Annotated in this window: 10 protein-coding genes and 1 pseudogene; 6 read left to right on the top strand and 5 right to left on the bottom strand. The window is 43.6% G+C overall.

Annotated features, from left to right (window positions below; translation table 11 throughout):
• Positions 1-52 precede the first annotated feature (52 nt).
• The 4 genes from nuoH to nuoK all read left to right on the top strand — a co-directional run bounded on the left by nuoH (position 53) and on the right by nuoK (position 3,505).
• Entirely contained in the window at positions 53-1,171 is a 1,119-nt protein-coding gene (gene nuoH / locus AAFP11_RS21285; protein WP_341738868.1) for an NADH-quinone oxidoreductase subunit NuoH, read from the top strand.
• 106 nt (positions 1,172-1,277) lie between these two features.
• Positions 1,278-1,853 carry an NAD(P)H-quinone oxidoreductase subunit I gene (gene ndhI, locus AAFP11_RS21280; RefSeq protein ID WP_341738867.1) on the top strand — a complete coding sequence of 192 codons (576 nt, stop codon included), beginning with the start codon at positions 1,278-1,280 and terminating at the stop codon, positions 1,851-1,853.
• A 177-nt stretch (positions 1,854-2,030) separates the two neighbouring features.
• Positions 2,031-2,669, top strand: a complete 639-nt coding sequence (locus AAFP11_RS21275) for an NADH-quinone oxidoreductase subunit J (protein WP_341738866.1) — start codon at positions 2,031-2,033, stop codon at positions 2,667-2,669.
• Positions 2,670-3,199: 530 nt separating this feature from the next.
• On the top strand, positions 3,200-3,505 hold the full coding sequence (gene nuoK, locus AAFP11_RS21270; protein ID WP_341734163.1) for an NADH-quinone oxidoreductase subunit NuoK: 306 nt from the start codon (positions 3,200-3,202) through the stop codon (positions 3,503-3,505).
• A 110-nt stretch (positions 3,506-3,615) separates the two neighbouring features.
• Here nuoK and folB read toward each other — a convergent pair whose 3' ends face one another.
• The 5 genes from folB to AAFP11_RS21245 form a co-directional block, all read right to left on the bottom strand.
• On the bottom strand, positions 3,616-3,972 hold the full coding sequence (folB, locus tag AAFP11_RS21265; RefSeq protein WP_340550548.1) for a dihydroneopterin aldolase: 357 nt from the start codon (positions 3,970-3,972) through the stop codon (positions 3,616-3,618).
• A 263-nt stretch (positions 3,973-4,235) separates the two neighbouring features.
• A complete protein-coding gene (locus tag AAFP11_RS21260; protein ID WP_341738865.1) occupies positions 4,236-5,600 on the bottom strand; it encodes a serine/threonine-protein kinase in 1,365 nt (454 codons plus the stop codon).
• A 268-nt stretch (positions 5,601-5,868) separates the two neighbouring features.
• Positions 5,869-6,630 carry a type I methionyl aminopeptidase gene (gene map, locus AAFP11_RS21255; RefSeq protein WP_341738864.1) on the bottom strand — a complete coding sequence of 254 codons (762 nt, stop codon included), beginning with the start codon at positions 6,628-6,630 and terminating at the stop codon, positions 5,869-5,871.
• 36 nt (positions 6,631-6,666) lie between these two features.
• A complete protein-coding gene (locus AAFP11_RS21250; RefSeq protein ID WP_341738863.1) occupies positions 6,667-6,906 on the bottom strand; it encodes a hypothetical protein in 240 nt (79 codons plus the stop codon).
• Positions 6,907-6,961: 55 nt separating this feature from the next.
• Positions 6,962-8,125: a HEAT repeat domain-containing protein gene (locus AAFP11_RS21245; protein ID WP_341738862.1), complete on the bottom strand. Its 1,164-nt coding sequence runs from the start codon at positions 8,123-8,125 to the stop codon at positions 6,962-6,964.
• Positions 8,126-8,439: 314 nt separating this feature from the next.
• On the opposite strand from AAFP11_RS21245, the gene AAFP11_RS21240 reads away from it, so the two are divergent.
• The gene (locus tag AAFP11_RS21240; protein ID WP_341738861.1) at positions 8,440-11,328 is read left to right on the top strand and encodes a pentapeptide repeat-containing protein; all 2,889 of its coding nucleotides are present in this window, start codon (positions 8,440-8,442) and stop codon (positions 11,326-11,328) included.
• A gap of 284 nt (positions 11,329-11,612) precedes the next feature.
• A pseudogene (locus AAFP11_RS21235) lies at positions 11,613-12,364 on the top strand (hypothetical protein); the annotation flags it as partial.

The following is a 12,364-nucleotide window of genomic DNA, read 5'->3' as shown; positions in this document are numbered from 1 at the left end:
CCTACTAAGGGTGGGTGCAAAAATATATGCGATCGCTCATTCATCTGGAAACATGAACCCAGGAATTGACTTACAAGGAAGTTTTGTAGAAGCCCTCATGAATTTGGGCTTACCTGCGGACATCGCCCAAGTGCTTTGGCTACCACTGCCAATGGTACTGATGGTTGTCGGTGCCGTCTTCGGGGTACTCACTAGCGTCTGGCTAGAACGGAAAATTTCTGCGGCGGCTCAACAGCGGATTGGCCCGGAATTTATCGGCCCTTTGGGAGTCCTAGCACCCGTTGCTGACGGTCTAAAATTGGTATTCAAAGAAGACATCGTACCCGCAAAAGCTGACCCCCTGCTGTTTACCCTGGGCCCGGTAATTGTAGTGATACCAGTTTTTCTCTCCTACTTAATCGTGCCCTTCGGAGAGCATATGCTGATCGCCGATATGGGGACAGCAATATTTCTGTGGATTGCCCTCTCTAGCATTCAGCCGATCGGCTTGCTGATGTCCGGCTATGCTTCTAACAACAAATACGCCCTCCTCGGAGGACTCAGAGCCGCTGCTCAATCCCTTAGCTACGAAATACCCCTAGCTTTGGCAGTATTGGCAGTGGTGATGATGTCCAATAGCCTGAGTACGATCGACATCGTACATCAACAAGCAGGCTACGGGATTGTCGGCTGGAACGTTTGGCGGCAACCTGCGGGTTTCCTGATTTTCTGGATCGCAGCACTTGCAGAATGCGAACGTTTACCCTTTGACCTTCCAGAAGCAGAAGAAGAATTGGTAGCAGGATATCAGACTGAGTATACAGGCATGAAATTTGCCTTATACTACATCGCTTCCTACGTTAACCTCGTCCTTTCTTGCCTGCTAGTAGCCGTTTTGTACCTCGGTGGCTGGGAGTGCCCGATTCCCGTCGGAGTGCTGACAAATGCCCTGGGATTGAGCGAGACGACTCCTTGGTTGCAGGTAATTACGGGCACGCTGGGCATTACAATGACCTTGCTGAAAGCCTACTTTTTCCTGTTTTTGGCAGTTCTGCTCCGCTGGACTCTGCCGCGAGTTCGGATCGACCAATTGCTCAATTTGGGATGGAAGTTTTTGCTTCCCGTTGCTCTAGTTAATTTACTATTGACAGCAGCTTTGAAACTTGCCTTTCCCTTTGCTTTTGGCGGTTAATTCGTAATAGGTAAACAGCTAATAGCTAAGGTCAATTAGCTGTTAACTATCCTTACCTATTATCAATTAGCAATTACCAAAAACTCAAGTACAGAGAGAGAACACGATGCTAAAATTCCTCAATCAAGTAGGCGAATACGCCAAAGAGACTGTTCAAGCTGCTAAGTATATCGGCCAAGGGCTAGCTGTGACCTTCGATCACATGAGACGCCGCCCGGTGACTGTGCAGTATCCTTACGAAAAACTAATTCCTTCCGAACGTTTTCGGGGCAGAATCCACTTTGAATTTGACAAGTGCATTTCCTGCGAAGTCTGTGTTCGGGTATGTCCGATCAACTTACCTGTAGTGGATTGGGAATTTAACAAAGAAACTAAGAAGAAACAACTCAAGCACTACAGTATCGATTTTGGGGTGTGTATCTTCTGTGGCAATTGTGTGGAATATTGTCCGACTAATTGTTTGTCGATGACAGAAGAGTACGAGTTAGCAGCCTACGAACGTCATGAGTTGAATTATGACAACGTGGCCTTGGGACGTCTACCCTACAAGGTTTCAGACGATCCGATGGTGACACCGTTGCGGGAATTTGCTTATTTGCCCAAAGGTGCAATGGACCCCCATGAAGTTTCCAGCAGCGATCGGCGTGCAGGTCTTCGTCCAGAGGAAATTATCGAAAAATAAGTAATGGGAATGGGGCATAGGGAATGGGGAATGGCGAATGGGGAATGGCGAATCGCTGATAATTAATGACTCGCGGGGAACCAAAAATTACCAATTACCAATTACCAATTACCAATTACCAATGCCCAATGCCCAATGCCCAATACCTAATGCCCAATTAACAAAGGATTAAAGATTGTGAATCTAGCTGAAGGGGTTCAAATTGTTTCATTTGGCATACTGTCCGTAATGATGATTGGAGGAGCATTAGGAGTAGTGCTATTCTCCAACATCGTTTACTCAGCTTTTTTGCTGTGTGGGGTATTTACCAGTATTGCTGGTTTGTACCTGTTGCTAAATGCCGACTTTGTAGCAGCAGCCCAGGTATTGATTTACGTTGGTGCTGTTAACGTCTTGATTTTGTTTGCGATTATGTTGGTGAACAAGCGGGAAGATTTTCGGAATATTCCTAATGCTTGGGTGCGTCAACTAGCAACAGCAGTAGTTTGCGTAGGTTTGTTTGCGCTGTTGAGCACAATGGTGCTGTCTACTCCTTGGGCGATTGTCGCCACGACGGGCGCACCAGCCGAAAGTTCGATCGTCACGATCGCCAAACACTTCTTTACAGACTATTTGCTACCGTTCGAGTTAGCATCAGTGTTTTTGTTAATGGCAATGGTAGGAGCAATTGTGTTAGCCCGCCGCGATTTCTTCGTCGATGAATTGGCCTCCAACAAACTATCTGAAACACCAGCTTTTAGTTTGCCAGAAAGACCTCGTGAATTAGTAGCAGCCGGAGATACTTCTTTACCAGAATCTAAGAAATCTAAGAAGTAGTAACTCGTTCCCAGGCTCTGCCTGGTAACGCAAGTAGTAACTCGTAACTCGTTCCCAGGCTCTGCCTGGTAACGCAGATCCAGAGGCTCTGCCTCAAATAACTCGTTCCCAGGCTCTGCCTGGTAACGCAGATCCAGAGGCTCTGCCTCAAATAACTCGTTCAAATAACTCGTTCCCAGGCTCTGCCTGGTAACGCAGATCCAGAGGCTCTGCCTCAAATTTTCATGAAACTAAGAAGGAAGGTTGAAGAAGCGAGGCAGAGCAAGAAAGAAATCGGTTCCCAGGCTCTTCCTAGGAACCAGTTAGAAGCGAGGCAGAGCAAGAAAGAAATTGGTTCCCAGGCTCTTCCTAGGAACCAGTTAGAAGCGAGGCAGAGCAAGAAAGAAATTGGTTCCCAGGCTCTTCCTAGGAACCAGTTAATTTCCTTCTTCCTTCTTCCTTCTTCCTTCTTCCTTCTTTCTTCTTTCTTCTTTCTTCTTCCTTCTTCCTTCTTCCTTCTTCCTTCTTCCTTCTTCTTTAAATTTATGCAACTGCAACTCCAGTATTTCCTGTTATTAGCCGCCGCACTTTTCTGCATTGGTATTTACGGTTTGATTACTAGCCGAAATGCAGTGCGGGTGTTGATGTCGATCGAGCTAATGCTAAATGCCGTCAATCTGAATTTGATGGGTTTCTCTAATTATCTAGACCCAGTGCACATTAAAGGTCAAGTATTTACCGTATTTGTAGTGACGGTAGCTGCTGCGGAAGCTGCGGTAGGTTTAGCAATTGTGTTAGCGATTTATCGCAACCGTAATACCGTAGACATGGAAGCATTTAATTTGCTGAAGTGGTAATTAGTCAGTAGTCATCAGTCATTAGTCATTAGTTATTGGTTGAATCATAACTGACTACTGCCAATAGCCAACAGCCAACTAACGAATGACTAATAACGAATGACTAATGACTAATGACTTCGAGTAATTTCGAGAGTAATTCTGCCACCAAAATCAGGGATAGGGGCTGCTGGTTTTGAGAGTTGTAATTTGACTTTATCGACTAACGGTAGTTGTAAAAGCGATTGGGCGATGGTATCTGCTAGACGTTCGATCAACAAAAACTTAGATTCTTTGACTAGGTTTTGGATCAGAGTAATCGCACTGCGGTAATCGAGAGTATGTTCAATATCATCACTTTTTCCAGCTTGCGATAAATCCAGCCAGAGAGTAACATCCACTTCAAACCACTGCCCCAAAACCTGCTCTTCGGGCAGATAGCCAGTATATCCGTAACAGCGAATGCCTGTAAGTTGAATAGAATCCATTGTGCAATAAACTAAAAGTGCGTTGCCTATACCAATTTGTATTAAAGCAGATAAAGTTATCTTTCTCTTCCCTCTCTTTCTTTGCCGCCTCTTCCTGTTCCCTCTGCGTCCTCTGCGCCCTCTGTGGTTAAATAAATCTTATTCTATCTTAAATTTCAAAAAAGTTATCTTTCTCTTCCCTCTCTTTCTTTGCCGCCTCTTCCTGTTCCCTCTGCGTCCTCTGCGCCCTCTGTGGTTAAATAAATCTTATTCTATCTTAAATTTCAAAAAGTTCCTCCTTTCTCCAACTTGTCCAGAAAATCCTCAGCAACTTCACACCATTTCTGCCTGATTTCTGCATCTTCTGGCTTATCTGTCAAGCTACGACCTTTTAATTCTGGATATTTATTGTAATATAATTCATCAACTTTTTGATAGAATATATCTTTATCAATTTTGAGATTTTTACGTCGTTGGCCAATTTTTTCTTGACGAATTATTTCTGCTGGCTCTAAGGATGTATCCGGTGGTTGGTGGCGGGAAGAAAATTTCGGTAAATCAGGCAACTTAGGAAAGGTGAAACCAGACTTAACTACACTAAAAGCTAGCATTCCTGGTAATAAAACCACACTTAAACTCGCTAAGGTTTTCCAAGGAATTAATTTGAAAATGTTGATATTAACAACTTGAGGATTTGGCACAACAGGAGTATGATTGCTGGTAGGGGTTTGAGTGCTGTTTTTGAAAGGGCGGCCGACAAAGTTCATTGTCACCATTTGGGAGATGATGCTGCTAGTTTGAGATAATTTTGGATCTTTGAGTGCTTCGCGGACTTCTTTTGCAGACTGATAGCGATCGCCCGCATTGTCTGCTAACATCCGATCCAATACAGTACCGAGATTTTGACTGACACTGACGTGCGATCGCCAATCCCAAGTTTTTTGATTAACATCGTACAATTTCTGAGGCTTTTTCCCTGTCAGCAAGACTAAAGCAGTGACAGCCAAAGCATACAAATCGCTAGCCGGAGACACTTTACCCTGTCGCATCTGTTCCATTGGCGAATAACCCTGTTTGCCGATCGCCGTATCCGATTGTCCTTTAAACTGGAATACAGCAGTAGCTGCGATTTGTTTGACAGAACCGAAATCAATTAAAAATGGTAATTTGTCAACATCATGTTGAATAATATTGTCCGGGGAAATATCGCGGTGAATTAAATTTTTCGAGTGGATGTATTCTAGAATTGGCAAAATCTGAAATAGCAGTTGAGTAACTTCAGCTTCGTTAAAATTTTTACCTTGTTGCTGACGCGATATCAGTATTGCTTCGTAGGTTTGACCAGGGATATAATCTTGGACTAAAAATAAACATTGATTCCCGGCGATATCGGTTCGCAGAAGTTCTCGAAAGCGCGGAATTTGGGGGTGTTGGAGGTTGTAAAGGATACTCGATTCGCGATCGAACAATTCCGCCGCTTTGGGGCTGTGAATCACCGGAGAAAACTCTTTGAGTACGCAAGGTTCGTGGTAGCGGTTGATATCTTCGGCGAGGTAAGTGCGGCCGAAGCCACCGCGGCCTAATTCGCGGATAATTCGGTAGCGTTTTTCGAGAGTTGAACCTGGGGTGAGGATGGAGGAGTTAGACATAGACAACTGAAATTTGTTCGAGTTGGGGAGCTCAGTATAGCTTAATTGTAGCCAAATGTGTGGACAAGGGGGAGAAGCAAGGGCGATCGCTTTTTTTGATTAAGGAAAATAAACACTTTGCTTAAGATTTATAGCAGTAGCCAAAGCGCCTTAACAGCTTTGGCGGTTGCTATAGGTAATTCCGAGTCGTGAGTTTTGCGAAGGAACCAAAGCATCTCACACCCTCACCAAACCATTAAAATGCGTAAGTCCTGTGGATTAATCAATTCTAAAGTAACGTCAGAATTTCCACCCCAGAATCAGTCACCGCCAAAGTGTGTTCAAATTGAGCCGAAAGCTTTCCATCTTGAGTCACAGCAGTCCAACCATCGGCGAGAATTTCAACTTCCCAAGTACCCTCATTAATCATAGGTTCAATGGTAAAAACCATCCCTTGTCTCAACTTTTTTCCAGTCCCCCGTTTCCCATAGTGCAGAATTTCCGGTTCCGTATGAAACACTCGATGGACACCGTGCCCGGCAAAATTTCGGACTACCGAAAAGCCCTGTGATTCTGCATACTCTTGAATCGCTGCGCCGATGTCGCCAGTACGAGCACCGGGTTTCACTTCCGCAATTCCTCTTCTCAAACATTCCTCAGTTACTTCCACTAACCTTTTTGCAACTGGTGAAGGTTTCCCAACAAAAAAAGTTTTGGAAGTATCGCCATGATAACCATCAACTAAAGGCGTTACATCAATATTAATAATGTCACCTTCTCTCAGAATTTGTTTGGCATTTGGGATGCCATGACATACTACTTGATTTACACTAGCGCAGAGAGACTTAGGAAATCCTTTATAACCTAACGGAGCACTTTTTGCGCCATGTGCCAAAGTCCAACGTTCGGCTTCGTCATTAATTGCTAAAGTGCTGACACCAGGTTCGATCATTGGTTCAAGGTGTAGCAAAAGTTGGGCAGCTAAACGGCCTGCTTGGCGCATTTTTTCTATTTCTCTACTAGATAACAACACTAAACGTTCGGTAGCCATAGTTATTTTTTTGTGTTTTTTGTGGTTGAGTAAGAGTTAATTTAACTCAAAGGGGAATTTTCCGAAAGCTTCAATCCAGGGTGTTTTCATCAACAATGGTGGACATGGACACCCTCGGATTTGTTTTTGTACTTCGGTTGTGGTCAGAAACCCTAAATATTCTACCGGAGCATCGGGGTAATCTGCACAATTTTTTTGCCAATCATCCTCATCCTGTATTTTGCCCATAATTGGCAAAGGTGCTACTACTTCTATTTTATGGTGGCGCTTGTGCAATTATTTAGCAATATTAGAGAATAGAGACATGAATAATTTCGAGGGTAACAAATCATTAACTATCCTTCCCAGAACGAGGACGCATGAAACTCAACTGATTAATTGCCCAGCGGGCTGTTTCCTGAACTTCGGGATCGGGATCGTCAGTAGCATAATGCAATAAGTAAGTAATTTGATTTACTAATTCATAGATGCGTGTCAAATCACGAATTGCATTTTTACGCACTTCCGGATTTTGATTTTGCAATGAAATTGACCAAGCATTATTCATCGGCTTGAGCGTGCGAACGCCTATTTCTGAGAGAGTTGCTAAGACTAAACTATACTGGTTAGAGTCTGAATTTGCTAGCAGATCTACCAGTGGCTTAATAGCTCTGGAATCTCCGTGTTGGCCCAGTTCCCAGATTGCCTTACGCCGCTGATTTGGATTTAGGTGCTGCAAATCTTCAATCAATAATTCAATAATATCAACTTGAGGTCTCTCACCATCTTCGGAAATGAAAATATCTTTGGTAAGAGGGGCTAAGGAATCGGTAAAATTGCTCTTTTGAGAAACATTCAAATCTGTGTCAGTGTATAAGCCGTTGCTGTTAGTTTCTACATATAAGGCATCGGAATTGATTCGATCGCCTTCACTTCCTGTTTCCTCCGTTTCTCTACTGTCTGGATTGTAGCCTTTCGAGAAATCAGAACCATCGGGCAATACTGGTGTGGTTTTGATTCCCAAATAAATGCCTGCTGGTCTAGTTTCGTTGAGCTTTCTGGGAGAGTCGGGAGTTTTGAATTGAGTATTTCTTGGTTTATGGCGATCGAATCTACCCCGTTTTCGCTGAGAATGATTTGAATCGTCACTACCCACTAATTTGAGCATGATAAATACTGCCGCTGCCGTGATGACAATGGCAGCCACACCCAAGATTAACAACCCTCGCTGGTGAGACAAAATGACGATTAAATTTGAGATTGATTTGGGGACTTTGGAATTAGATTTTTGGGTTTTAGAGGGTTGAGATTTGCTTCTATCGGTTCCTGGAGATGGTTTTGGAGTCTTGGAGTCGGGGCGAGTGTCCGAGGGGGAGTTCGCCTCAGCAATTTCTGGAGAAGCATCGCGGTAGGACACATTGACGGCGTGTTTACGTCCGTCCCCATCGGGACTGAAGGCTGCCCCCAGACAGGCGATACAGGTAAATAAAAGTAAAGTGAATCGGTAGTACGCCATAAGACTCAACCGGGTTTTTTAGAGGCAATGCCACATGACAGGCTTTAGCTGCAACCTTGAGCTAGCTCGATCCTAGCTGCTATGGGCTCAACTAATTCAGAAATAGCCCCAGATTATGAAAAAATAATGGTTTGAGATTGCCTCAAGGAAGGCACAAGGCTTTCGGCAGCAGACAGAAGGAAAGAAAAATTGGGAATGCAAGACTTTTGCTGTTTTTTCGATCGCACTTTAAAAGTCTGTCTTGAGTTGACACAATTGCCTCCTTGCTGGTTAAGTCATTGAATTAATTATCGTAAACAGCTACTGGGACTCTTGTGGGTAAAGCAGCACAATCTCGAAAATTTATTGCGACTGAGCCACTAGGAAAAACCGGAGAAACGGCAGAAAAAAAGGTTTGGGATGCCGTTTGCGAGGCTTTTGCCGATCGCGATTGCATTGCCTACTGGCGATATCCTATTTTTTCTTCCTGTGGAAATTTTCGCAAAGAACCTGATATTCTAATTGCTGATTTTGAACTGGGTTTAACTATCATTGAGGTCAAAGCGATCGCGATCGACCAAATTGTCGCCATATCTGGTCATAGATGGGATTTCCAACATTTTTATACTACTGGGGGCAACCCCTATCAGCAAGCAGAGCATCAACTATACGCCATGCTTGGTTACTGCGATCGCGAAACAGCTTTGCGGGGCAAAGTCAGCGGGCGGGCGATCGTTGCCTTACCATCAATTTCTCAGCAACAGTGGCATAATAAAGAGTTTAACAAGCTTCCGAGCAATCCGCCGATCCTTTTTCACGACCACCTCCACAGAAATTCAGGACAAACAATAATTGGTGGAATCGAAAAACCAGGAACAGCCCAAAATTTTGTCATTTCCTCACCTGGCAATCCTCAATTATCTATTCCCCATACTCCCCATCTAATTGAATTTATTAAAAATACAGCTTGTGTTTTTAAAGGAAGCCAATTAAACCGGGAACAGTGGCAGTTACTGCTAGCTGTAATTGGGGGAACTCCTATTTTTAAACCACGACCAAGACGATTTTTTTTCAATCAGCAGCAACCAGCACCACCAACAAATTTAATTTCTTCCCCTCTGCCAAATTATACAACCCGTGCAGCAGTTTTAGCTAATTTACAGCAACAGTTTTCCCAACTAGATTTGCAACAAGAACGCATCGGCAAACAGATTCCTCCTGGGCCGCAGCGAATTCGGGGAATTGCAGGTTCTGGCAAAACAGTTGTGCTCTGCCAAAAAGCAGCTCTGATGCACTTAAAATACCCCGATTGGGATATTGCCTTGGTCTTTTTTTCTCGCAGTTTGTACGAGCAGATTGTCGCCCAGTTAGATAAGTGGCTCCGCCGTTTTAGCAATGGTGAAATTGGCTACGATGCTAATAATCAAAAATTGCGTCCGCTCCATGCTTGGGGTGGACAAGACAGGCCCGGACTTTACAGTACAATTTGTCGCGCTGCGGGAGTGGGACGTTTGACTGTTGGTGACATAGATTTTCAGGAACCAAGTCAAGCTTTAGCCTATGTCTGTCGCCACTTGCTAAAATCTGCTAATATACCCCAAATTTTTGATGCTATTCTAATAGACGAATCTCAAGACTTAATGGTTGCCGCAAATTTTAATATACAAGGAAAACAGCCATTTTTTTGGATGGCTTATCAAGCTCTACGCCTAGTAAATATTCCCCCAACCTACCCCGATCGAGAAGGGGGTGCTAATCAGCTACAAACATTCGAGAATTTCTCCCCCCCTTTACAAGGGGGGGTTGGGGGGGGTCAAGATTTGCGCCGTTTAATTTGGGCTTACGATGAAGCACAAAGTTTGGAATGTCTAGAGATTCCCACCGCTAGCAAATTATTTGGTGAAGAGTTAGGGCATTTGGTAAATGGCGAGTACAGCGACGGTATCAAAAAGACTGAGATTATGCAAAAATGTTACCGCGTTCCCGGCCCAATTTTAACTGCTGCTCACGGAATTGGTATGGGTTTGTTGCGACGGGGGGGAATGCTGACTGGTATTACTCGCGTGGAAGATTGGAAGGCGATCGGCTACGAGGTAGTTGTCGAGGAAGAATCGGAAATAAATACACCAAAAGTCAAAAATAATCAGTATCAATTCACTAAAAAAGTTACAATTTACCGCCCTGCTCATAACTCTCCGAATTTAGTGCCTAAATTGTGGTTAAATCCGGTTTTAGAGTTTGAAGCCTACCGCTCTCGTCAAGAAGAATTAACGGCTCTAGCTGAAGATATTTTATACAATCTCAAAGTGGACGGTTTGAGGCCATCCAGGGAAATCTTAGTGATTATTTTAGGTGCGGGCTTTGAAGCTATGGAACTCGAAACTTATACCGCTAATTTTTTAATGAAGCAAGGAATTGATATTTACATTCCCAGTACCCCAAGTTGCAATCTCTTGAAAGTAAATAAAGCCAATTCTCAGCCCGATCGCTTTTGGTGCGAAGGCGGAGTCACGGTATCTCGGATTCACCGTGCTAAGGGAAATGAAGCTGATATGGTTTATCTGGTTGGTTTTGACTCCATTGCTAAAAATGAAAGTAATTTGATTTTGCGAAACCAATTATTTGTAGCCTTAACTCGGTCAAAAGGTTGGCTCAAATTGAGCGGGACTGGTGCATACCCCATGTATGATGAAATGTGGCGAGTCATGCAGAGTGGCGATAGTTTTACTTTTATTTGGAAACAGCACCATCAGAGAAATATTAGTGTTACAGATGCGGGAGATTTGGTGGCTAGATATGCAGCGGGAGGGAGAAATTTTCAGGGCGTAAATTTATCTGGTTCGGATTTAGTTGGTGTAAATTTGCAGCGAGCTAATTTGGTTAATGCTAAGTTGATTGGTGCAGATTTGCAAAATGCTAATTTAGATGGTGCAAGGTTGATTATTGCTGATTTGAATGGTGCTAATTTGAGCGGTGCTAGTTTTAAAAAAGCCAAGTTAGTGGGGGCTTTTTTAAATAATGTTAAGTTAAATCACGCTAATTTAAACCGTGCGGATTTGAGCGAGGCTCAGTTGAAAAATACAGATTTAAGATGTGCTATTCTGAGTAAGGCTAATTTGAGTGGTGCAGATTTGGAAGGTGCTAATCTGGAGGGGGTTGATTTGACTGATGTTTGTTTGAGTGGGACAATCATGCCGGATGGAAGCGTTTGGGCGATCGATTAATATTTACATTCCTGGACGCAAAAAACCCGGTTTCTTGGAAAAATCGTCGCTTTATCCGAGAGATATTGACGCAGAAACCGGGTTTTTGACCCCCCGTGCCTCCAGGACTGATTTATTTAGTGATATAGCAGTCCTTGCAGGAGTCGTAAAGTTTTTTACCCCACCCCAACCCTCCCCTTATTAAGGGGAGGGAGTAAGAAATTCACAAATGATTTAGGATTGCTATATGGTGTAATTTTGGTATAAAATTAACCTAAATTTTTAGTGTGAGAGTAGAGGCATTTGTGAGCCAACAAGATATTGTAAATTTAGCCAAAGAAGGCGATGCTAAGGCGATCGCATTTTTGATTTCTCAAGCACTCCAAAGCTTTGGAGTCACAGCTAAAGCCAGCCGCGAAAACAACACCTTGCATTTGTTGCTCGAAGGTGAAAAATTACCCGCCCAAGATGCTTGCATCCGAGTCGCAGTCAAAGGCTTGCAGAGACTGCAACCAAATCACATTTACTTCCTGACAATTTACGGGCGACGAAATGGTGAAGAATTGCCAGCTTGGACTCAGAATGTCGAATTAACAAAACCATTAAATTCCCCACCAGCAGTTACAGGGGCTGCCCGAATTACTGCGGTTTTACAAAAGGTAGAACCACATCAAAATGTCAAAATTGATGCTCCTCAAATCACCGAAATAGCTGCACCAAAACCACCTGTAGTTACCACTGAAAAACCAAAAAATCCTCAAATCACCGAACTAGCTGCACCAAAACCACCTGTAGTTACCACTGAAAAACCAAAAAATCCTCAAATCACCGAAATAGCTGCACCAAAACCACCTGTAGTTATCACTGAAAAACCAAAGAATCCACCGCAAGAACAACAGCTTGTCAGCAGCAAAACTAAGCATCAAAAACCTTGGCTTTACATGGCTGGTTTGAGTCTAATTTTAGTGCCGATATCTGGGATTGTTCTAGCTACTCAACTTTACAAATCGCCAAGCACCGCTGCTACTGAGACTGAAATGCCCCAGGCGGAGGTACC

Origin of the sequence: Microcoleus sp. CAWBG640 (genome assembly GCF_020883015.1) — a bacterium.
Taxonomy (GTDB): Bacteria; Cyanobacteriota; Cyanobacteriia; order Cyanobacteriales; family Microcoleaceae; genus Microcoleus; species Microcoleus anatoxicus.
The sequence above is the reverse complement of the archived record's forward strand: the minus strand, read 5'-3'. Positions and strand labels throughout refer to the sequence as shown.